At 64.2% G+C, this 20,684-nt stretch carries 21 protein-coding genes; 15 read left to right on the top strand and 6 right to left on the bottom strand.

Annotated elements, in window-relative coordinates:
- The first annotated feature begins 33 nt into the window (after nt 1-33).
- The 7 genes from ABEA02_RS01470 (at nt 34) to aspA (ending at nt 7,885) form a co-directional block, all read left to right on the top strand.
- Nucleotides 34-1,068, top strand: a complete 1,035-nt coding sequence (locus ABEA02_RS01470; protein ID WP_345531050.1) for an Lcl C-terminal domain-containing protein — start codon at nt 34-36, stop codon at nt 1,066-1,068.
- A 451-nt stretch (nt 1,069-1,519) separates the two neighbouring features.
- Nucleotides 1,520-2,257 carry a maleate cis-trans isomerase family protein gene (locus tag ABEA02_RS01465; RefSeq protein ID WP_345531049.1) on the top strand — a complete coding sequence of 246 codons (738 nt, stop codon included), beginning with the start codon at nt 1,520-1,522 and terminating at the stop codon, nt 2,255-2,257.
- Nucleotides 2,258-2,260: 3 nt separating this feature from the next.
- Nucleotides 2,261-3,706 (top strand): dihydropyrimidinase, encoded by a 1,446-nt coding sequence (gene hydA, locus ABEA02_RS01460; RefSeq protein WP_345531048.1) that lies wholly within the window; start codon nt 2,261-2,263, stop codon nt 3,704-3,706.
- Nucleotides 3,703-4,491, top strand: a complete 789-nt coding sequence (locus tag ABEA02_RS01455; protein ID WP_345531047.1) for a fumarylacetoacetate hydrolase family protein — start codon at nt 3,703-3,705, stop codon at nt 4,489-4,491. Before hydA ends, ABEA02_RS01455 begins: the two co-directional genes overlap by 4 nt.
- Before the next feature lie 29 nt (nt 4,492-4,520).
- Nucleotides 4,521-4,931 (top strand): DUF3830 family protein, encoded by a 411-nt coding sequence (locus ABEA02_RS01450; protein ID WP_345531046.1) that lies wholly within the window; start codon nt 4,521-4,523, stop codon nt 4,929-4,931.
- A 423-nt stretch (nt 4,932-5,354) separates the two neighbouring features.
- A complete protein-coding gene (locus ABEA02_RS01445; RefSeq protein WP_345531045.1) occupies nt 5,355-6,329 on the top strand; it encodes a sulfite exporter TauE/SafE family protein in 975 nt (324 codons plus the stop codon).
- A 137-nt stretch (nt 6,330-6,466) separates the two neighbouring features.
- Nucleotides 6,467-7,885 (top strand): aspartate ammonia-lyase, encoded by a 1,419-nt coding sequence (gene aspA, locus ABEA02_RS01440; protein WP_345531044.1) that lies wholly within the window; start codon nt 6,467-6,469, stop codon nt 7,883-7,885.
- Nucleotides 7,886-7,913: 28 nt separating this feature from the next.
- Here aspA and ABEA02_RS01435 read toward each other — a convergent pair whose 3' ends face one another.
- The 6 genes from ABEA02_RS01435 to ABEA02_RS01410 form a co-directional block, all read right to left on the bottom strand.
- Entirely contained in the window at nt 7,914-8,468 is a 555-nt protein-coding gene (locus ABEA02_RS01435) for a hypothetical protein (RefSeq protein WP_345531043.1), read from the bottom strand.
- 320 nt (nt 8,469-8,788) lie between these two features.
- Nucleotides 8,789-9,088 carry a hypothetical protein gene (locus tag ABEA02_RS01430; RefSeq protein ID WP_345531042.1) on the bottom strand — a complete coding sequence of 100 codons (300 nt, stop codon included), beginning with the start codon at nt 9,086-9,088 and terminating at the stop codon, nt 8,789-8,791.
- Nucleotides 9,089-9,219: 131 nt separating this feature from the next.
- Entirely contained in the window at nt 9,220-9,348 is a 129-nt protein-coding gene (locus ABEA02_RS01425; RefSeq protein WP_345531041.1) for a hypothetical protein, read from the bottom strand.
- A gap of 211 nt (nt 9,349-9,559) precedes the next feature.
- Nucleotides 9,560-10,465 (bottom strand): polysaccharide deacetylase family protein, encoded by a 906-nt coding sequence (locus ABEA02_RS01420; RefSeq protein WP_345531040.1) that lies wholly within the window; start codon nt 10,463-10,465, stop codon nt 9,560-9,562.
- A 331-nt stretch (nt 10,466-10,796) separates the two neighbouring features.
- Nucleotides 10,797-11,564, bottom strand: a complete 768-nt coding sequence (locus ABEA02_RS01415; RefSeq protein WP_345531039.1) for an aspartate/glutamate racemase family protein — start codon at nt 11,562-11,564, stop codon at nt 10,797-10,799.
- Between the two features lie 316 nt (nt 11,565-11,880).
- Nucleotides 11,881-12,615 carry a GntR family transcriptional regulator gene (locus ABEA02_RS01410; RefSeq protein ID WP_345531038.1) on the bottom strand — a complete coding sequence of 245 codons (735 nt, stop codon included), beginning with the start codon at nt 12,613-12,615 and terminating at the stop codon, nt 11,881-11,883.
- 328 nt (nt 12,616-12,943) lie between these two features.
- Between ABEA02_RS01410 and ABEA02_RS01405 the strand changes: the two genes are divergently transcribed.
- The 8 genes from ABEA02_RS01405 to ABEA02_RS01370 all read left to right on the top strand — a co-directional run bounded on the left by ABEA02_RS01405 (nt 12,944) and on the right by ABEA02_RS01370 (nt 20,477).
- Nucleotides 12,944-13,945: a TRAP transporter substrate-binding protein gene (locus tag ABEA02_RS01405; protein ID WP_345531037.1), complete on the top strand. Its 1,002-nt coding sequence runs from the start codon at nt 12,944-12,946 to the stop codon at nt 13,943-13,945.
- A 54-nt stretch (nt 13,946-13,999) separates the two neighbouring features.
- Nucleotides 14,000-14,545, top strand: a complete 546-nt coding sequence (locus ABEA02_RS01400) for a TRAP transporter small permease (protein WP_345531036.1) — start codon at nt 14,000-14,002, stop codon at nt 14,543-14,545.
- A complete protein-coding gene (locus ABEA02_RS01395) occupies nt 14,545-15,825 on the top strand; it encodes a TRAP transporter large permease (protein WP_345531035.1) in 1,281 nt (426 codons plus the stop codon). Before ABEA02_RS01400 ends, ABEA02_RS01395 begins: the two co-directional genes overlap by 1 nt.
- Nucleotides 15,826-15,850: 25 nt before the next feature.
- Nucleotides 15,851-16,204, top strand: coding sequence for a hydroxyisourate hydrolase (gene uraH / locus ABEA02_RS01390; protein ID WP_345531034.1), 354 nt, complete (start codon nt 15,851-15,853; stop codon nt 16,202-16,204).
- A 15-nt stretch (nt 16,205-16,219) separates the two neighbouring features.
- Nucleotides 16,220-16,735 carry a hydroxyisourate hydrolase gene (uraH, locus tag ABEA02_RS01385; RefSeq protein ID WP_345531033.1) on the top strand — a complete coding sequence of 172 codons (516 nt, stop codon included), beginning with the start codon at nt 16,220-16,222 and terminating at the stop codon, nt 16,733-16,735.
- Between the two features lie 351 nt (nt 16,736-17,086).
- Entirely contained in the window at nt 17,087-17,851 is a 765-nt protein-coding gene (locus ABEA02_RS01380) for a maleate cis-trans isomerase family protein (RefSeq protein ID WP_345531032.1), read from the top strand.
- Nucleotides 17,848-19,359 (top strand): amidohydrolase family protein, encoded by a 1,512-nt coding sequence (locus ABEA02_RS01375; RefSeq protein ID WP_345531031.1) that lies wholly within the window; start codon nt 17,848-17,850, stop codon nt 19,357-19,359. Before ABEA02_RS01380 ends, ABEA02_RS01375 begins: the two co-directional genes overlap by 4 nt.
- Nucleotides 19,360-19,418: 59 nt before the next feature.
- Nucleotides 19,419-20,477, top strand: a complete 1,059-nt coding sequence (locus ABEA02_RS01370; protein WP_345531030.1) for a TRAP transporter substrate-binding protein — start codon at nt 19,419-19,421, stop codon at nt 20,475-20,477.
- Nucleotides 20,478-20,684 lie beyond the last annotated feature (207 nt).

Raw genomic sequence — 20,684 nt, 5'->3', positions numbered from 1 at the left:
CTATGATCGCCTCCCGACACATGAGTAAATGAAATGCATAAAGAATCGGGGAGAGCCGCAATGCGCATTGGAAACAAACCTGGAATACGTCATCTCGCGATTTCGTTGATGGCGGTTGTGCTGGTTTCTGCCTGTGGCGGTGGCGGTGGAGGCGCATCCGGCAGCAGCACAGCACAAGGCAACACGGCACCCGTTGCCAATGCGGGCTCAACACAAAACATCCCGGTGACATCAACCGTCAACCTTGACGGCAGTGCCAGCCACGACGCCAACGCGGACGCGCTGACCTACAAATGGACAATCATCAGCAAGCCCGCTGGCAGCGTCGCCGCCCTATCCAGCACAAGTGCGATGCAACCGACCTTCGTCGCAGACAAACTGGGAGCCTATGTCATCGAGCTGGTCGTGAATGACGGAAAAGTCGGCAGCCCCCCCGCTACCGTCAGCATTGTTTCGGGCTGGCCCGCCACGGGCATGACGAAACTGGACGCAGCCGGCTTGCCGTTAGCCGGCACAGCAACAACCTGGTCTTGCGTGCGCGACAACGCGACAAAACTGGTCTGGGAGGTCAAGACCAGCGACGGCGGCTTGCACGATAAAAACAAGACTTACACCAACTACGACAATGCCTTGCTCGCGCAGAAAGGAGACTTCAGTTTGACCGCCCCGACGAAGCCCTCCCAAGCCGAGATAGATGCCCCCACCAATGCAGCAGGGTTCGTCAACGCCGTAAACGCTGCTGGCTTGTGTGGATCGAATGACTGGCGCCTGCCCAGCTATGCAGAACTTGACACACTCTACTATGTTGAGCCGAACTTCTGCAGCACGCTCAGCGCGGCGGCCTTGTCTGTGTGTTTCAGCGCGCCGCAAACGCTTTACATCAATACCGCTTATTTTCCGGATAGTGCGGGCGCAACCTTTTCCCTCATTTTCTGGTCATCATCGGCAGATCCCGTCTATACCCAACTCGGGACTTTCAAGGCGTTTGATTCGGCGTGGCAGTCGGGGACAAACCACGACCCGCGCGGTACCCCCTGGCGCGTTCGCCTGGTTAGATCAACGCCGTGAAAACAGTTCAAGCACGTGCTTCGCATGAGCCCGTGCGAACGCTCGAAGCCCTCTGCGCGCCGCGCAAGCTGGTCTAGCCCGACGACACCTGCTCGGCGGCCCAGGCTGCCTGCACCACTCGCGGGTCGGCCAAGCGCCGACTGCGCGCGCTGGAATCCCGCGAAGTCGCCAGTGGGCCGCAGGACGATCTGTTCGCGTCACTGCCCGAACCAGAACCGACTGCCGTACAGCATCCCGTGCTCACGAAACTTTCCGAAGTCGTCCCGGACAACATGAGTCCGCGCGAAGCACTGGAAGCGCTCTACGCCTTGCGCAAACTGGTCTGACACAGCGGCACCCCCAAACTGCCCGAATAAAGCTCATTCACGTTGAGTGGCTGGCAAAGCCCCCCACTTGCAGGACACTCAGCTTGCTGGTCGCCATTCCGGCGGCGTTCCTGGAAATACACGGCATGAGCTCCTCCCGCACCCTTCTCGGCATCCTCACGCCGTCCTCCAACACCTCGCTGGAACCCCTCACCAGCGCCCTGTGTGCCGCCGCCCCCGGCGTATCGGCGCACTTTGCGCGCTTTCCCGTCACCGAGATCTCGCTCAAGCCGGCAGCACTGGGCCAGTTCGACGACGAGAAAATCCTCGCCGCCGCGCGCCTGCTGGCCGACGCCAAGGTGCAGTGCATCGGCTGGAGCGGCACCTCGGCCGGCTGGCTGGGGCTGGAGGCCGACCGCATCCTCTGCCAGCGCATTGAGGACGCCACCGGCATCCCGGCCACCACCTCCACGCTCGCCTTGCAGGAGATCATGCGCAAGACCGGCCGCAAGTCCCTGGGCCTCGTCACGCCTTACACCGACGACGTTCAGCAGAAGATCCTCAGCAACTTCGCCAGCGAAGACATGGCGTGCACGGCTGAAAAGCATCTTGGCATCAGCGTCAATTTCGATTTTTCCGAAGTCAGCGAGTCCGAGCTGACCTACATGGTCGCCAGCGTCGCCAGTGCAAAGCCCGCCCCCGCTGCGATCAGCACCTTCTGCACCAATCTTAAGGCCGCTCACCTCGTCGAGCGCTGGGAGGCCGCTTACGGCATACCCGTCTACGACACGGTCAGCACGGTGATCTGGAAGATGCTGCGCATGACGGGCTACGACACCGCGCAGATCAAGGGCTGGGGTCGTCTGTTCAGCGAGGTTGCCTGACAAATGACTGACGCCACCTTTGACCTGGTGATCCGCCACGCGCGCTGCGTGACGGCGGCAGACACCTTCGATGCCGATATCGGCATTATCGACGGCCGCATCGTGGCCCTCGGTGCGCAGCTCGCAGCGGGGCGCGAAGAGATCGACGCTGAGGGTCGCTACGTCTTGCCCGGTGGTGTGGATGGCCACTGCCACCTCGATCAGCCCATGAACGATGGCTCGGTGATGGCCGACGACTTTCTCTCCGGCACGCGCTCGGCCGCCTGTGGCGGCACCACGACCGTGATTCCTTTCGCCTGCCAGATGAAGGGCCACAGCCTGCGTGAGGCGGTCGATGATTACCACCGCCGCGCCGGTGACAAGGCCTGCATCGACTACGCCTTTCACCTCATCGTCAGCGACCCGACGCCCGAGGTGTTGAACGAGGAACTGCCCGCGCTGATCCGCGAGGGCTACACCTCGTTCAAGATCTACATGACCTATGACGACCTCAAGCTCGGCGACCGCGAGATCCTCGACGTGCTGTCGGTAGCGCGCGCCGAAGGCGCGATGGTCATGATGCATGCCGAGAACAGCGACTGCATCGCCTGGCTCACCGAACGCCTGCTGGCCGCGGGCAAAACGGCGCCGGCCTATCACGCCGCCTCGCGCCCCATGCTGGTCGAGCGCGAGGCCACGCATCGCGCCATCGCACTGGCCGAGCTGGTTGATGTGCCCATCCTCATCGTGCATGTGTCGGGGCGCGAAGCGGTGGCGCAGATCCAGTGGGCGCAGGCGCAGGGGCTGCAGGTGTATGCGGAGACCTGTCCGCAATACCTCTTTCTCACCGCCGCCGACCTCGGGCTGGACGAACACACCCACCACCACCCCGGCGCCAAATGCATCTGCAGCCCGCCCCCGCGCGACGCTGCCAACCAGCAGGTGATCTGGGATGGCCTGCAGTCGGGCAGCTTCGCGGTGTTCTCGTCCGACCACGCGCCCTTCCGCTTCGACGATCCGCAGGGCAAGTTCGTCGCCGGCGAGGATGCCGCCTTCAACCAGATCCCGAATGGCATACCGGGGCTGGAGACGCGCCTCGCGCTGCTGTTCTCGGCTGGCGTGCTGGGCGGGCGGCTCGACATCCATGATTTCGTGGCGCTGACCTCGACCAATGTCGCGAAGATGTACGGCCTCTACCCGCGCAAGGGCTCGATTGCCATCGGCGCCGATGCCGACCTCGTGATCTGGGACACCGGCATCGCACGCACCATCCGCAACGCCGACCTGCATCACGACGTGGACTACACCCCCTATGAGGGCCAGACCGTGTCGGCCTGGCCACGCACCACGCTGTCGCGCGGCAAGGTCGTTGCCGACAGCGGCCAGTTTCTCGGCAAATCGGGCCACGGCCAGTTCCTGCCCTGCAATCTGCCGACCCCCGCTCGACCCCGCGTGCGTGGCACTCGATGATGCAAGCGTCCGCCATTGAACACTTCGCGCAGTGCCTGCTGGCAGCGCGTGGCGCACGCACGCCACTGGCTCTGACCGCTTGCGGTGATGCACTTCCCGGCAATCGCGCCGACGCCTATGCCATACAGGCTGCCGCCTGGCGACAGATGCAGGGAACACGTCGTCCCACCGCATGGAAGATCGGCATCAGCCCCGACAGCATCGTCCCGGTACGCGCTGCACTCCCTGCAGTGGTGCCCAATCAGTCACGTCTTCGGCGCAATGCCTTTCGCGTCATCGGGATCGAGGCCGAGATCGCCGTGCGCTTCGGTCGTGCCCTGCCACCACGCCCGCAACCCTACGCGCAGAGTGAAGTAATCGCCGCCATTGACAGCGCCTACGTCGCCATCGAGATCGTCGACACTGCGCTCGCTGATCCATCTGCCGCCGGGCCCTTCCTGCGCCTTGCCGACAGCATGCTGCACGGCAGCTTCGTACTTGGCGAACGAATCGCCGCCTGGCCCGACATCGTGCGGCAATGGCACGCACTCACGGCACATAGCCACATCGATGGGCACGCCGTAGCGAGCGGCGAAGGCAGTCATCCACTCGGCGATCCGCTAAGCCAGCTTGCCTGGTGGGCAAATGCCGGCGCCACCGACTGGGGTGGCATCCAGGCCGGCGACCTGCTCACGACCGGCACCTGGAACGGCATGCACTTTGCCGAGGCGCCGCGCAGCTTTGAAGCGCGCTTCACCACCGCAGCCGGCGAAACGCTGGGCGCGGCGCGCGTCACCTTCTCCTGACCATCCACCCAAACTGCGAGCCCGCCCGCATGAACCGATTGCAGATTACCGCCGGCGACTTCCACTTCATCGCCGAGCCGCATCCCGACGCCCCGCTCACGGTGGCCGCCTTCGAAAAACTGCTGCCCTGGGCGCAGCAACTCATCCATGTGCGCTGGAGTGGCGAAGGCTGCTGGATTCCCATGGGCGAGTTCAAGCTGGGCGTGGGTTTCGAGAACGCCACCAGCCACCCGGCCCCCGGCGACATCCTGTTCTACCCCGGCGGCTACAGCGAAACCGAAATCATCCTGGCCTACGGCGCCTGCAGCTTTTCCAGCAAGCTGGGGCAGCTCGCCGGCAATCACTTCCTCACCATTACCGAGGGGCGCGAAAACCTGCGCGCGCTCGGCGAGCGATGCCTGTGGCAGGGTGCACAGGCGGTGCGCTTCGCGCTGACCTGAGGCCGGCAAGCAGGATCTGGTGCGCTTGAAGCGGGCTGGAATCTGCACGCCGCCACGCTGCGCGGCGCACATGGCGCGCGATGGAGCGCAAAGGGGCGCAAAGGGGCGCAAAGGGGCACGATGGGGCGTAAGGCGGTCTCTCGCGAACGGCCCTGCCGGCCCTCCCTCCGCTGCCCTTCGCTCTCCCTCACCCCAACCCCTCTCCCGCAGGGAGAGGGTGGCGCGCAGCGCCGGCTGCGGGCTGCGGGCTGCGGGCGGTGCTTACCGCCGCCTCACCTCGCAACACCCCGGCAAGGTGAGCGATTTCACTGCACATGCGCAGCCTTACGTAACGTTTGTCTGGGGAATATTCCTGCAGATGCGTGACACCGCAGGGTGGTCTGTATAGGCTCGTGGCCTCCTTCGCACACGAACGCTGAACCGATGAAACTGCGCTACCCCGACCTGCAAGACCAGACCATCAACCCCGAGCATGAGGCACTGGGCATTCCGCCTGTCGAATACGCCGTCACCCACGCGGGCGAGCACCCCGTGCTGCGCATTGCAGGTTACCTCGTCGTCACCTTTCTGATCGGCATGGCGGCCTACCTGCTCTATCGGCTGTTCGGCCAGAACGGCGTGAGCTCCGGCGTGGATCTGGTGCGCGACGCGCTGCAAAGCCCCGTGTTCTGGAGCGCGCTGGCGGTGGGCCTGCTGGCGCAGATCGTCGATGGCGCGTTGGGCATGGCCTATGGCATCACCTCGTCGAGCTTCCTGCTCGCCGCCGGCGTGTCGCCCGCCATGGCCAGCGGCGCCACGCATCTGGCCGAAGTCTTCACCACCGGCGTGTCGGGTATCTCGCATCTCAAGCTGGGCAACGTTGACCGTCGCCTGTTCCTCTCGCTGCTGCTGCCCGGCATTGCCGGCGCCCTGATCGGCACCTGGGTGCTCACCAACATCGACGGCAAGACGCTCAAGCCCTTCGTGACCGGCTATCTGCTGCTGATGGGGCTTTACGTGCTCTCCAAAGCCTTTCGCAAGCGCGCGGCCGCACGCCAGATCAGCGCCGCCCGCGTCGCACCGCTGGCCCTCGTCGGCGGCCTGATGGACACCACCGGCGGCGGTGGCTGGGGGCCGATTGTCACCACCTCGCTGGTGGGTGCCGGGCAGGATCCGCGCACCACCATTGGCTCGGTCAATCTGGCGGAGTTCTTCCTCACCCTCAGCGTCGCTGCCGCCTTCTTTGCAGTGCTTGATCACTCGGTATGGCTGATCGTGGCCGGGCTCACCGTGGGCGGCCTTTTCGCCGCGCCCTTCGCCGCCCTGATCACGCGCCACCTCAAGACACGCACGCTGCTCATCCTCGTGGGCAGCCTGATCAGCGCCATCTCGGTGTTCAACCTCTCGCGCATGCTCTGAGCGGGCAACACGCAACTCACAGACACGAGGCCGTGTCTACTGCGGGCCGAACGCCAGCCGCGGTTTACCGATAGTGCCATCGGCAACTGTGGCTGGTAGCGTCGGCAGATCCCCTGATCCGCCCGCTGGAGCACGCCATGTCGCAACTTCCACATCGCATCGAACACGATCTGCTCGGCGACCGCGCCGTGCCCGCCGAGGCTTACTACGGCGTGCACACCCTGCGCGCCGTCGAGAACTTCCCGATATCCGGCACCCCGATCTCGATCTACCCCGAGCTGGTGCGCGCCCTCGCGGCCATCAAGCAGGCGGCGGCCCTGACCAACCGTGATCTGGGTCTGCTTGATGCCCGGCTCTGCGATGTCATCGTGCGCGCCTGCGAAGAGATCCGCGCTGGCGCCCTGCACGAACACTTCGTCGTCGACGTGATCCAGGGTGGCGCCGGCACCTCGACCAACATGAACGCCAACGAGGTGATTGCCAACCGCGCACTCGAACTGCTGGGCCATGGCAAGGGCGAGTACGCCCACCTGCACCCCAACGAACACGTCAACATGAGCCAGAGCACCAACGACGTGTACCCCACCTCGCTGAAGCTGGCCGGCTACGTCGGCGTGCATCAGCTGATCGACGCCATGCAGATCCTGCGCGAGGCCTTTGGCGACAAGGCACGCGAGTTTGCCGACGTGCTGAAGATGGGCCGCACCCAGCTGCAGGACGCCGTGCCCATGACGCTGGGCCAGGAGTTCTCGACCTACGAAGAGATGCTTGGCGAAGACATCGCCCGCCTGCGCGAGGCCGCCCTGCTGATCTGCGAGATCAACCTCGGCGCCACCGCCATCGGCACCGGCATCAACGCCCACCCCGACTACGCAGGCCTGGTGCGCCAGCACCTCGCCGCCATCACCGGCATTCCCGTGCTGACCGCGCCCAATCTTGTCGAAGCCACGCAGGACTGCGGCAGCTTTGTGCAGCTCTCGGGCGTGCTCAAGCGCGTGGCGGTCAAGCTCTCCAAGGTCTGCAACGATCTGCGCCTGCTCTCGTCCGGCCCGCGTGCCGGGCTCGGCGAGATCAACCTGCCGCCGCGCCAGGCCGGCTCGTCCATCATGCCCGGCAAGGTGAATCCGGTGATCCCGGAGGTGGTCAACCAGATCGCCTTCGAAGTGATCGGCAACGACGTCACCATCAGCTTCGCCGCCGAAGCCGGCCAGCTGCAGCTCAACGCCTTCGAGCCCATCATTGCGCACAGCCTGTTCAAGAGCGTGGCCCACCTGCGCGCCGGCTGCCTCACGCTCGCCGAGCGCTGCGTGCGCGGCATCACTGCCAACCGCGAGCTGCTCCGCCGCAGCGTCGAGAACTCCATCGGCCTCGTCACCGCGCTCAATCCCTACATCGGCTACGCCAACGCCACCGAAATCGCGCAGGAAGCGCTGATCACCGGCGGCAGCGTCTACGAACTCGTGCTGCAGAAAAAGCTGCTGACCAGGGAACAGCTCGACCAGATCCTCAAACCCGAGGTGCTGACGCAGCCACGCCCGCCCATCGGCCTGAAGTAACAATCGGGCCGGCTGCGCAACGCCACCGTCAGAAGATCTTGCCCTGCAGGATCTTGTCGCGGATGTAGGGAAACAGCGCGGAATCCGGACTCGCCCCCTGCCCGTACCAGTCAGCGATGAGGCTGGCCTGCTGCTCGACGTTGTAACTCTCCCACGGTGCGCCAGCCTGATAGCTGTAGGCCGCTGCGCCGGAGGCCAGCTGGTTGATGGCTGACCCGAAAATGTAGGACGCAGGCCAGCTGCTGTTGAGGCTCTGCCAGACGTGGGTGAGTTCGTGAATCAGGCACCACGCCGGCGTCGCGCTCGGCGAGACGGCCACGCTCACACCGACGATACGCGTGCCGCTCGCCGCAGGTGCCGGCTTTGGCCCGGTGTGCATGCCGTTGCTGTAGTGCGCGGGACCGACGTTCAGCGTGAAGCTGGGCGCGCGCTCCCAGTCCGGGTCGCCCCGCCCGCCGCCCATGGTGTAGGGCTTGCCGTCGAGGCCGGCGCGGTCTGAGATGGCGATGCGGTCATACGGCAGGGTCTTCTGGAAGACGCTTTGCGCGACCTGCAGTTCGGCAGCAGTGAATGAGCGTTTCATGGCGCTTCTCCAGCGGAGCAAGCCCACAAAATAGCCCCGCCCGGTCACCCTGTACAGCGCCAGATCGGGCAGGCCATGCGTGGCACAAGGTGACAATGGTTGACCCCGGTCACCGTGATGACGAATGAGGAGGCCCCGGCGGCGCCCATCTTCTCCTGGCTGGATGGCGCGCCCTGACCTCGCTCCACTTTCGACATCCGCATCCATTTCTGCAAGGTGCGCGGCTTTCTGCCGCGTCGTCGCACACAACCACCATCGACTGATCAGCCTGTCTGAGCACACGCCCACACGCGCAGCGGACTACATCCTTCCGCCTCGCATCATCGCCTTGGCAGGCGTGCCGCATAGACAGCGAATATCAGGAAAAGCATCAGCGGCAACAGATGCCACCAGCCGCTGAACGCTGGCAGGTCGAGCGCATAGCGCACAACGAGGACTACACCCAGCGCGAACGACGCACCGGGCACGATGAACATGAACAGGTCCAGCACGCGGATCTGCCAGAGAGCCAAGGACCGGCCATTGGCGAGCCCACCGCCCCAGAACACCACCACCATGAAGAGCATGTAGCCGAGCATGCCCTGCAACAGCAGCCCTCCGATCAGCATCCAGATCGACATTGCAGTTCCTCCACCCTCTCTCGCCGGGCAAGGCGGCCCGGGCGGTCACGTGCACACTGCATCACATCCAATTCGCTTGCCCCGTCGGGTAGAGCGCCTTGTCGTGCCGGTGCTCGCGTCGCGGGGCCCGTTCATGCGCGACGATCATGCGCATAGACCGCTCGCGCAGCACGTGCGCTGACAATGCGCGCAGCCTTGAAGCCGTCCGGCTTGATGCAGGCGCAGCCATGGCCATAGCTGCCGGCATTGGGCGCACGCATTGGCGCCCTTCGAATGCGGGCCAGTCACCGTCGGCCTGATGTCCGCCCCGGATGCCGATTATCCACTCGCCTGCCGCATCCGCCGCCTGCGCATCAGCTCACGAGGCAAGTCACAACTTCACGACGCAAGTTCGGGAAACAGCTTTCATGGGCGCACACTGAAGTAGACACGCGGCATGATGCCGCAAGCGTGCAGCCCATAGCGCCCCACTCAGCGGCCCGACTGCGCCACAAAGTGTGTCGCGATATCGCTGGCACGTGCAATCCAGCAATTCTGGCGCTGTGACGCGAGGTAGCCGAGCGCCCGTCGCAGGTGGCGCATGCGGAAAGGCTGACCGATGATCATGGAATGCAGCGCGACGCTCATCACGAGGGGTTGGTCTATTGCTTGAAGCGTCATTTCGTCGAACTGGTCGACGATCATGTCGGCAAATTCTTCGGCGCCGATCTGGCGGCCGATGATGGCTGCGCTGTCGTTGATCTCCTGCGGGTAAGGCATGGAGAGGATGCGGCCACTGCGCGTGTTGAGCCAGACGGGTTGGTCGTCCATGCACCAGTCCATGAGGTACTGGTAGCCCGCTTCGTGCAGCAGGTCGGGCGTCACGGCCGTCTCGGCAATCCACGGGCTGAGCCAGCCGGCAGGCGGCGTGCCTTCGTGCGCGGCGATGCTGTCGCGCACGTCACAGATGAGGCTGCGCTCGGTGGCTTCGTCGAAGCCGGCCTGGTGTTCGGAGTTGGTGCGGCCATGCGCGGCGACTTCGGCACCGGCCTCGCGGAAGGCGGCGATGAGCTGCGGGCAGGCGTCGTAGAGCGCGGAGTTGATGAGCAGGGTCACCGGCAGGTCGAGCTCGCGGAACAGATCGAGCAGGCGCCAGGCCCCTACCCGGTTGCCATAGTCGCGCCAGGAGTTGTTGAGCACATCGGGCGCGGGGATGCCGGGCACGAGGTCTTCGGCAATGCCTTCGTTGAAGGCGTAGTGCTCAAGGTTGAGCGCGAGGAAGACGGCGAGACGCTTGCCGCCGGGCCAGCTGAAATCGGGGCGCTCGGTGATGGGGCTGTAGTCGTAGCGGCCGTGCTGGCGCAGCGGCAGGGGCATGGGTTCTTTGGTGAATTTCATGGGGTGTCCTTTTTTGGTGCCGTCGGCTACGAAGCGTTGCGATGTGTCTTCATTCCCGCCTGCGCACATCGCTGCCTGTAATAAATTTTGAAGTTGCTTTGAAAGCTTGAAGGCTGCTGCGTTTGCGAGAACGCCTTGTCGAATGGACCGGGCAGCGGCCCTCACCCAACCCTCTCCCATAGGGAGAGGGCTTTTGTCCCCTTCTCCCCACGGGAGAAGGGTTAGGGATGAGGGCCAGCTTTTCGCTCCCCAGCAAAAACGTCTTTCTGGATTTATTACGGACAGCAGTGCTCCTGCGCGGGAATGACGAAGTTTCGTGGGTATTGCGAACTCATGCCCCATTGCCGTATTCAGACTCCTTCTTTCCAAACTGCGCAGCCAGCGCATCGCTGAGCCCGACCTGCGCGCGCGCAGGCAGCGCGGCGAGGCTGCCGGCGCGCGGCTTGATGGGTTTCAAGCGAGTGAGGGATTCGGCCTGCAGCATGGCGCAGCTGACGCCTTCGAGCAGGGGCACGGGCACCTGTGCCTGCAGGCGCTGCGGCACGCCGGCCATGACGGCGCCAGCGAGCACAACGACCTCGCAGCCATCCTGCTCGACGAGCGAATTGGCGGCGGCGATGGCGAGGCGGTCAGCTTCGTCCTGGTTGCCGGCGGCATAGGGCGCGCTGGTGTCGACACCGCGCCAGCCGGCGATGCGCGAGGCGAAGCCGTAGGACGCGGCAAGCTCCTGATACACCGGCAGCACGCGCGGGCCGAACATGACGACGCCGATGCGCGTGCCGAGCTGGCAGGCGGTGAGCAGCGCGGCTTCAGTGATGCCGATGACGGGGATGGTCAGCATCTCGCGTGCGGCCCACAGGGCGACGTCGTATGAGACGGCAATGACGACAGCGTCGCAACCTTCTGCGTTCTTGGCGAGAAGATCAAGACAGGCGTGATTGGCAATGGCCAGCTCGGTGCGCGTGGCGATGACGTTCGCACCGAACTCGCCGGTGACGGCGATGACTTCGGTGCCGGGCGAGACGATGGTGCGCGCGACGCTGGCGACTTTCTGCGTGACGTAGTCGGAGGTGTTGGCGTTGATCAGCAGGATGCGCATGTGGGGGCTTTCGGGGCTTGATCAAGTTTTATAGTGGCGTCGCTGAAGGGGCGCTTGCTGAAGGGGGACGATTTACCCTCACCCGGCCTACGGCCACCCTCTCCCGAGGGAGAGGGAACGGCGCGGAGCGTGCCGGTTCGATCCCGTGGAGGTCGTTGCAGTCCCCTCTCCCTGGGGGCGAGCAAGGGCTTCGTGCGGCATGCCGCACGCTTGCGCAGCCGTCTGGCAGTGCAATGCCAGACGTGGGCCGCGAAGCGGGGGTGGCCCGTCAGGGCCGGGTGAGGGCAGATGGCGGGCACCCGCCCCAACTCACCCATCACGCAAACACACTCTCAAGATCCACCTCACCCGCCTCGGGCGGCGCGAGCTTGAGTGAATGCTCGACGTGTTCGAGGTGGGTGTGCATCAGCAGGGCGGCCCGCTCGCCGTCGCGCGCTTCGATGGCGTCGACGAGGCGCGGGTGTTCGTCGTGCGCGCAGTGCTGCTCGTCGGGGGCGTCGTAGAGCAGGATGATCAGGGCGGTGAGCGATTCGAGTTCGCGCAGGGTGCGCACGAGGAAGCTGTTGCCCGAGATTTCGGCCAGCAGGATGTGGAAGTCGCCGGTCAGCGTGATCAGCTCGTGCTCCCTGCCCGGTGTGGTGCGCGCTTCGGCCTCGCGGGCCACGTGGGCGCGCAGCTGCTGGATGTGGCGCGGGGTGGCGAGCCGGGCGACGGTGCGTATCAGGTTGGGCTCGATGAGGCGGCGCGCGAAGAAGACCTCGCGCGCTTCGTCTGCCGTGGGGCTGCTGACGAAGGCGCCGCGATTGGGGATGTTGGTGGCGATGCGGTCATGCACGAGGCGGCCGATGGCCTCGCGTACCTTGGTGCGGCTGACGCTGAAGATGCGCGCAAGGCGCTCTTCGACGAGCTGGGTCCCGGGCGGCAGCTTGTGCTCCATGACGGCCGCGAGGATGCGCTGGTGAATGGCTTCTGAACTCAGCGCCCCATTACCACGAGGGCCACGAGGGCTCCGTGGGGTGGCTTGAGTCGGCTGGTCTGTGCCGGTGGGCATCACGATCTGTTGTCTCCATGGCGCACGGCATCGGCAGTGCGCACAGCTGTCGGACGTGGAAGCACGCAGACGTCGCTGCCTCGCGACGCTGCTCTCAGGCAGGAAATGCCCCTGTCTTCACCCCAACATATTGCATACATCGACTTTTCGCAAGCCCGTCTGCATCTTGCACCAAAAGCGGGCTCATGCACCACGTCATGCACCATTTATACTCATAATATATTGATAATAAAGCAAATTTTACGTTGACTCGCTGCATACGGCGGACATAATAGATTGCATACAATCTTTAAACGCCGCCACCAACAACCCGTCAAGGAGTATCGCCATGCATCACAAGCCCATCCGTCGCGCCCTCGTTCTTGCGCTCGCCCTGTCCTGTTTCAGCGGCCTCGCCAGCGCGCAGACCAAGCTGCGCATCGCCGGCAACTTTGCGCCGGACCACTCGTCGTCGATGGCGATGCAGATGTTCAAGAAGGAAGTCGACACGGCCAGCAAGGGCACGCTGATCGTCGAGGTGTTCGACAACCAGCAACTGGGCGGCGCGCAAGAGAACGTGACGCAGACACGCTCGGGCACCATCGACATGTGCTGGGTGGGCATGGCCTTCCTGTCGCGCACGGTGCCGGAGCTCGAAGCAGTGAGCCTGCCCTTCATGTTCCCGAGCCGCGAAGTGGCCTACAAGGTGATGGATGGCCCGACGGTCGACCTGATCGAAGCCAAGATGGCTGACAAGGGATTCACCTCACTGGGTTTCATGGAGCTGGGCTCGCGCCAGGTGACCAACAGCCAGAAGCCGATCAAGACCATGGCTGATCTGAAGGGCCTGAAGATCCGCATGCAGCCGATCGAGACCCACCTCGCCACCTTCCGCGCGCTGGGCGCCAACCCGCTGCCGATGGACATCAAGGAGGTTTACTCGGCGCTGGAGCAGAAGGTCATCGACGGGCAGGACAACCCCTTCGCGCTGATTCTCGCCAGCCGCTTCTACGAGGTGCAGAAGTACGTCTCCAATACGGGCCACTTCTTCGACTTCATCTCGGTGGTCGCCAACAAGAAAAAGATGGAAGCGCTCTCGCCCGAGCACCAGAAGATCCTGCGCACCGCAATGACCAACGCCATCAAATGGCAGCGCAGCGTGTCGGTGAAGGCCGATGCGGATTCGCTGGTCGAGCTGCAGAAGAAGGGAATGATCTACACCGAACTGCCCGCAAGCGAGCGCGCAGCGATGAAGGCTGCGACCGCCCACGTGGTGGATGACGTGAAGAAGCGCCTCGGTGCCGCGTTTGTCGATCAGGTGCTGGACGAAGTGAAGAAGGCCAGCAACTGATCGCCTGACCGATCTTCTGACCGATCTTCTGTCTACTCGCACGAGGACATCTCCATGAACGGCACAACACGTTTCACTCCCATGGTCGACAGCGGGCCGCTGCGCCCGCTGGCCCTGCTCATCGCCGCTTTCGACGTCGCCGTGGGCTGGGCCCTGGTGGCCGAGATCGTGGTCATGGTGGCCGTCGTCGCCATCCAGGTCGCGCTGCGTTACCTGTTCAACAGCTCGATCAACTGGGCCGACGAGCTGGCGAGGCTGTGCTTCGTGTGGTCGATCTTCACGGCGATTCCCCTTGGGCTCAAGGGCGGCGCGCACATCGGCATCGAGATGCTGGTGGTGCGCTTCCCGGCCCACCTGCGCAGCGCCACAGCGCGGCTGGTTGCGCTGCTCGGTGCGGCCATGCTGCTGCTGGTTGCCTGGGAGTCGGCCGTGATGGCGTGGGACCAGTGGGACGAGCTGATGGCATCGATGCCCGCCAGCGCGGCCTGGTTCATCGTGCCGCTGGCAGTGTGTGGTGTGCATGGCGCACTGCACCTCATCTGGCAGGCCATCACCGGCGCACAACACGTCAATCCCGAACTGCAGGCGGAGCTGTCCTGATGAGCCTACTCGTCATTCTCGTATTCCTCGGCATCGCGCTGTTCGGCATGCCACTGGCCCTCTCGCTCGGTCTGGCTGCCATCGGCGGCCTGATCGCCAGCGATGTCGAATTCAACCTGTTGCCCTCACGCATGATGAGTGCGGTCAACGCCTTTCCGCTGATGACCATCCCCTTCTTCATCCTGGCCGGTGAGCTGATGCTCAAGGCCGGCATGATGGAGCGGCTGATCGATCTGGCAAACACCATCGTCGGGCGCATGCGCGGCGGGCTGGGGCACGTCACCATTCTCGCCGGGCTGGGCCTCTCCACCGTCTCTGGCGCTGCCGTGGCGGACGCCAGCGCATTGGGCTCGACCCTGCTGCCTTCGTTGAAAAAACACTATGGCGTGGGCTTCTCGGCGGCCCTGTGTGCCGCTGCCGCAAATCTGGGCCCCATCATTCCGCCCTCGGGCGCGATGATCGTCTATGCCTTCATGGCGGGGCCCACCGTCTCGGTCGGCGGGCTGTTCATGGCGGGTGTCGTGCCCGGCATCCTCCTCGTGATCGGCATGATGTTCATGTGCTGGTGGATTGCGCGCAAACGCAATTTCCCGCTCACCGGCGAGCCCTTTTCGTTTGGCCCGGTGCTGCGTGAGCTCAAGCGCTCCATCATCATCTTCATGATGCCCGTGGTGGTCATCGGCGGCATCGTCGGTGGCGCCTTCACGGCGACCGAGGGCTCGGCCATTGCGGTGGTCTACGCGCTGGTGATCGGCTTCTTCATCACCCGCAAACTGAAGATCTCGGATCTGCCTGAAGCCCTGATCCGCACCGCCATCACTTCATCAGTGGTCGGCGCGATGATCGCCTTCGCTTCGGTGGTGACCTACATGCTCACCATCGACATGCTGCCGCACAAGCTGCTGGAGCTCATCCAGTCGCTGACCAGCTCGCCGACGGGCTATCTGCTGCTGGTGGCGGTTGCGCTGCTCATCGTCGGCATGTTCCTCGAATCGAACGCGGCCTACATCATGCTCGTGCCGCTGCTGCACCCCATCGCCCTCAAGTTCGGCATTGACCCGCTGCACTTCGGCTTCCTGTTCGTCTTCAACCTCGTCATCGGCATGCTCACGCCGCCAGTGGGCGTGGTGCTGTTCGTCATCTGTGGCGTCAGCGGGCTGAAGCTCGGCGAACTGTCAAAACACGTATGGCCCTTCATCGCCTTCATGTACGCCCTGCTGCTGGTGTGCATGTTTGTTCCCCAACTCGTGCTCACGCTGCCGCGTGCGCTGGGTTACTGAAAAACCTCACAGAGAGAGCACCCACATGGCCAGGCTGTCAATGCACATGCTGGATACCGTGTCCGGCGAAGGCGCGGGCAAGATCCGCGTCGACTTCTCGAAACTCGAAGGCGGCAGCTACAAGCTGATCCGCACGATCACTACCAACGAGGTTGGCCGCACAGCCGAGCCGCTGTTCACGGGCGACACGATCCCGACCGGAAGCTACCAGTTCGAGGTGTACGTGGCCGAGTACTACGCGACCAAGGGTATCAAGCTGGAAAGCGGCCCCTTCTTCGACAAACTGCCGGTGCGCTTCACGGTCTTCGATGCCACGCAGAACTACCACGTCCCGGTGCTCTTCTCGCCCTGGGGTTACACCACCTATCGCGGCCAGTAAGCGGAGATCACGACCATGAACGACAACACAGATTCGCGCCGCGACTTCCTCTTCCGCGGCCTGCTCGACGATGTACAGATGGACCGTCGCGACTTCCTCGGCGGCGCCATGGCCATGGGTGCGATGGGTGCGCTGATGGGCATGCCGGAGAGTGCCAGCGCGCAGACGCCGGCTGGCCCGGGTCAGCTCACCTGTCACGTGCTCGACACCTACGCCGGCCGCCCCGGTGGTGGTATGCGCGTCGACCTCTCGGTACCCGATGGCACGGGCTGGAAGGTGATCAAGAGCACCGTGACGCAGGAGACCGGCCGCCCGCTGGAGCCCCTGATGTCGGGCGACTCGCTGAAGACCGGGCGCTACATGCTGGAGTTCTTCCATTCGGATTACTTCAAGCGCAGCGCCTTCCTGCCCGCGCCGGCCTTCTTTGACCGCGTAGTGCATTTCTTCGAGATCCCGACACTCGCGACGCGCTACCACATCACCCTGGTCACTGCGCCCTGGGGCTACACCACGTATCGCTGGAAGGAGTAAGTAATGCCGTCATTCCCGCGAAGGCGGGAATCCACTTCGATGTGATTGTTGATCCGACCAGATTCAGTTTGAACCTTGTGAGCGCAAAACCTCCCTCATCCCCTGCCCTTCTCCCAAGGGGAGAAGGGTGCAAGACCCCTCGCCCTTTGGGAGAGGGTGGCGCGAAGCGCCGGGTGAGGGCTGTTCTTGCCACCTCTGAAAAAAACAAGCTTCACTTGCCCGGATCAATAAGCAAGGCTTCGCGTTCACGGCGATTCCCGCTTTGCGTGCTTTCGGCATTCGCCGAAATGCCTGCTTACCCCGCCAGGCGGGAATGACGGAATCGGAGCCAGTTCTGGATTTCTCGGACTCATGACTACCAACACCCCCACTGCCGCCGAGGCCTGGACCGCGCAGCAGCGCTTCGTCGGCGTCATCACGCCTTCGGGCAACACCGTGGTCGAGCGCATCACGCTGGGCATCCTGCGTGATCTGCCTCAGGTGTCGCCGCACTTCTCGCGCACGCCGGTGTTCGGCAGCACGGACCCGTACCCGAACAGTTACAACCACGACGGCCCACTCGCCGCCGCCGCGCTGCTGGCACATATGCAGCCCGAGGTGATCGTGTGGAACGGCAGCAAGGGCGCCACCATCGGCATCGCGCACGATGCGGCCCTGGCCGAGGCCATCACCGCCGCAACGGGAATCAAGGCGACGACTTCGATACTCGGCTTGAAGGCTGTGCTTGCTGCGCGCGGCATCACGCGCATTGCGGTGGTCACGCCTTACAAGGACTCAGGCCAGCAGGCCACGCTGGACTGCCTTGCACGCGAAGGCTTCGACTGCATCGCCGAAGTGCATGCAGACCCGAGCGACAATCTGAGCGACAACCTCAGCTACGCCAGCGTGCCGCTGCCGCGCATCGCCGCGATGATGCGCAAGGTCGGCGCCGCGAAACCGCAGGCCATCGTGAGCCTGTGCACCAACTTCCCCGCCGCCACGCTGGCCGCGCCAATTGAAGCCGAGCTGGGCATCCCCGTCATCGACAGCACGGCGCTGGGTGTGTGGGCCGCGCTGAACGCCATTGGCGTCGACATGCGTGGCGCGGCGCCGCGCTGGGGCTCACTGTTCGCATGAGCAGCATCGTCATCCGTAACGCCCGCGTACTGTGCCTCGATACGGCCGATCGCGAATGGCCCTGCGCCGACATCGTGATCACCGGCAATCGCATCGCCACCATCGGGCCGGATGCCGGCCTGCCGCACCTCGCCGGTGCCGCACGCGTGATCGATGCCGAGGGTTTGCTGGCGATGCCGGGGCTCATCAACGCGCACTTCCATTCGCCCGGCAATCTCATGAAAGGCAGCCTGGACGGGCTGCCGCTCGAACTCTTCATGCTGCACGAGGTGCCGCCGCTCGCCAGTGGCGGCGACAGTGATCGACTCATCTACGTGCGCACGGCGCTGGGCGCACTGGAGATGGTCCAGCGTGGCATCACGGCGGTGCATGACGATGCCTACCATGTGCCGATCGCGAGCGAAGGCAGCATCGACGCCATCATGCAGGCCTATGCCGATGTGGGCATCCGCGCCACGGTCGCCATCGATCAACCCAACGTCGTCGAGTACGAAAAGTACCCCTTCCTCGCCGAGCTGCTGACGCCCGAGCAACGTGCCGCGATGGACGCCGCGCCGCGCCAGTCCTCGCTGGAGCTGCTGTCGCTGTACGCGCACCTGATCGAAAAATGGCATGGCAAGGCGGAGGGGCGACTGCGCGCCGCAGTCTCCTGCTCGGCCCCGCAACGCGTCACGGTCGACTACTTCGAGGGCCTCTCTGCCCTGTCGCGCCAGCACGACCTGCCCTTCAACATCCACATCCTCGAAACCAAGCTGCAACGCGTGCTGGGCGAGGACAAATATGGAAGATCACTCGTGCGATATGTGCACGACCTGGGCCTGCTGGATGCCCGGATGATGATTATCCACGCCATCTGGATCGATTCTGAAGACATCGCTTTGATCGCCGCAGCGGGCGCGTCGGTGGCCCACAACCCGGTATGCAACTTGCGGCTGGGTAGCGGAGCGATGCCCTGGCGACAACTGCGCAACGCAGGCGTGCCACTGTGCATCGGCACCGACGAGATGAACACCGACGACACCACCAACCTGTGGCTGGCCGGCAAGACCGCCGCCCTGTTGCAAAACATCGCCGAGCCCGATTACCTCGACTGGCCGAAGGCGCCCGAGATCCTGCACGCCATGACGCACGGCGGCGCGCGCGCCATGCGCTATGGCGATGAGCTGGGGCAACTTCGCGTCGGGGCGCTTGCCGATCTCACGCTGCTCGACCTCGACACGCACGCCTTCACCCCGCTCAACGACCTGCACCGCCAGCTGGTGTTCTGCGAAGACGGCAGCTCGGTGCGCGCCACCATCGTGAATGGCGCAGTGGTCTGCGAAGGCGGCGTCGCTACACAGGTGAATGCCAAAGCCTTGCGTGCTGAAGCCCGCGCGCTGATGGCCGACTACAGCACGACGCTGGCCCACGCCAGCGGTGAAGCCGCGCAGCTTGCGCCGGCCTATCGCGAAATGTTCCTGCGCGCGTCGCAACGCGACGTGGGGCTCAAGCGCCGCATCGATCACTGAACTGCGCCCCGTCTCAAACTGCTCCCACCCACTTCACACCATTCAACCAGGAGTCATCCATGAAACACCCGCTCACACAGCTTGCCTCCCTCTGTGCCGCCGCCGTGCTTGGCCTTGCCAGCAGTGCGGCAATCGCCGAACCGACTGCCATCCGCATTGCCGGCAATTTCTCATCGAACACCAAGCACGTCGACAACATCGAGCGCCCCTTCTTCACCAATCTGCCCAAGATCCTCGGCATCCCTTTGAGCGTGAACTACAACCCCATGGACGCCGTCGGCGTGCAGGCGGCTGACGCCCTCCGCATGCTGCGCTCCGGCACCTTCGATGTGATGAGCGTGCAGATCGGCATGGCCTCACGCGACGACCCCTTCTTCGAGGGCGTGGACCTCATCGGCGTGTCGACCAACCTCAAGGATCTGCGCGCCGCCGTGGATGCCTATCGGCACGCTTTCGACGAGCGCCTGCAGAAACGCTTCAACGCCAAGGTGATGACGCTGTGGCCTTTCGGCCCGCAAGTCTTCTACTGCAACAAGCCGATCAAGACGCTGGACGACGTGAAGGGCCTCAAGGTGCGCAGCTTCACCCCGTCGATGGCTGCGCTGATCCAGAGCCTGGGCGCCACACCGGTCACCCTGCAGTTCTCCGAGGTGTACCCGGCCCTGCAACGTGGCGTGGCCGACTGCGGCGTGACCTCACCCACATCGGGCAATGCCGGCAAGTGGCCTGAAGTGACGACACACTTCCTGCCGCTGTCGGTGTCGGGTTCGGTGCAAGGCCACTTCATGAACCTCGACTACTGGAACAAGCTCAGCCCCGAAACACAGAAGAAGACGCTGGCCGCCTTCAAGAACATGGAAGACCAGATGTGGGCGCTGGCTGAGACGGCCAACGCCGATGCCATGAACTGCAACGTCGGCGCCGAGCCCTGCAAGGAAGGCGTGAAGTTCAAGATGAACCTCGTCACCGTGTCGCCTGCCGATGCGCAGAAGGTCAAGAACGCGGTGGGCACGGTCGTACTGCCGTTGTGGAAAGAGAGCTGCAACAAGATTGACCCGAAGTGCACCGAGATCTGGAACGACACGGTCGGCAAGGCACGGGGCTACAAGATCAACTAGGAATGCACGAAGCACTGCTGGCAAAGCAGGGCCAGCCGGTTGTTGTAGGTGCGACTTCAGTCGCACACCACGCGCGGAAGTCCCCTAGGTGCGGCTTCAGTCGCACTCAGCGCGTGGCAGTCCGACTGAAGTCGGACCTACAACACCAGCAGGGTCTGCAAACAGGTACAGCATTCGGCCACGTGATCACAGAGCGGAACACACCGC

It is taken from the genome of Viridibacterium curvum, assembly GCF_039544165.1.
Classification (GTDB): Bacteria; Pseudomonadota; Gammaproteobacteria; order Burkholderiales; family Rhodocyclaceae; genus Viridibacterium; species Viridibacterium curvum.
This window is presented reverse-complemented; position numbering and strand designations above follow the sequence as displayed.

Excerpts from the sequence above, each read along its gene's own strand:
- ABEA02_RS01470 (WP_345531050.1), top strand. The coding sequence starts at position 34 with ATGCATAAAGAATCGGGGAGAGCCGCAATGCGCATTGGAAACAAACCT.
- ABEA02_RS01465 (WP_345531049.1), top strand. The coding sequence starts at position 1,520 with ATGAGCTCCTCCCGCACCCTTCTCGGCATCCTCACGCCGTCCTCCAAC.
- hydA (WP_345531048.1), top strand. The coding sequence starts at position 2,261 with ATGACTGACGCCACCTTTGACCTGGTGATCCGCCACGCGCGCTGCGTG.
- ABEA02_RS01455 (WP_345531047.1), top strand. The coding sequence starts at position 3,703 with ATGATGCAAGCGTCCGCCATTGAACACTTCGCGCAGTGCCTGCTGGCA.
- ABEA02_RS01450 (WP_345531046.1), top strand. The coding sequence starts at position 4,521 with ATGAACCGATTGCAGATTACCGCCGGCGACTTCCACTTCATCGCCGAG.
- ABEA02_RS01445 (WP_345531045.1), top strand. The coding sequence starts at position 5,355 with ATGAAACTGCGCTACCCCGACCTGCAAGACCAGACCATCAACCCCGAG.
- aspA (WP_345531044.1), top strand. The coding sequence starts at position 6,467 with ATGTCGCAACTTCCACATCGCATCGAACACGATCTGCTCGGCGACCGC.
- ABEA02_RS01435 (WP_345531043.1), bottom strand. The coding sequence starts at position 8,468 with ATGAAACGCTCATTCACTGCTGCCGAACTGCAGGTCGCGCAAAGCGTC.
- ABEA02_RS01430 (WP_345531042.1), bottom strand. The coding sequence starts at position 9,088 with ATGTCGATCTGGATGCTGATCGGAGGGCTGCTGTTGCAGGGCATGCTC.
- ABEA02_RS01425 (WP_345531041.1), bottom strand. The coding sequence starts at position 9,348 with ATGCGTGCGCCCAATGCCGGCAGCTATGGCCATGGCTGCGCCTGCATC.
- ABEA02_RS01420 (WP_345531040.1), bottom strand. The coding sequence starts at position 10,465 with ATGAAATTCACCAAAGAACCCATGCCCCTGCCGCTGCGCCAGCACGGC.
- ABEA02_RS01415 (WP_345531039.1), bottom strand. The coding sequence starts at position 11,564 with ATGCGCATCCTGCTGATCAACGCCAACACCTCCGACTACGTCACGCAG.
- ABEA02_RS01410 (WP_345531038.1), bottom strand. The coding sequence starts at position 12,615 with ATGCCCACCGGCACAGACCAGCCGACTCAAGCCACCCCACGGAGCCCT.
- ABEA02_RS01405 (WP_345531037.1), top strand. The coding sequence starts at position 12,944 with ATGCATCACAAGCCCATCCGTCGCGCCCTCGTTCTTGCGCTCGCCCTG.
- ABEA02_RS01400 (WP_345531036.1), top strand. The coding sequence starts at position 14,000 with ATGAACGGCACAACACGTTTCACTCCCATGGTCGACAGCGGGCCGCTG.
- ABEA02_RS01395 (WP_345531035.1), top strand. The coding sequence starts at position 14,545 with ATGAGCCTACTCGTCATTCTCGTATTCCTCGGCATCGCGCTGTTCGGC.
- uraH (WP_345531034.1), top strand. The coding sequence starts at position 15,851 with ATGGCCAGGCTGTCAATGCACATGCTGGATACCGTGTCCGGCGAAGGC.
- uraH (WP_345531033.1), top strand. The coding sequence starts at position 16,220 with ATGAACGACAACACAGATTCGCGCCGCGACTTCCTCTTCCGCGGCCTG.
- ABEA02_RS01380 (WP_345531032.1), top strand. The coding sequence starts at position 17,087 with ATGACTACCAACACCCCCACTGCCGCCGAGGCCTGGACCGCGCAGCAG.
- ABEA02_RS01375 (WP_345531031.1), top strand. The coding sequence starts at position 17,848 with ATGAGCAGCATCGTCATCCGTAACGCCCGCGTACTGTGCCTCGATACG.
- ABEA02_RS01370 (WP_345531030.1), top strand. The coding sequence starts at position 19,419 with ATGAAACACCCGCTCACACAGCTTGCCTCCCTCTGTGCCGCCGCCGTG.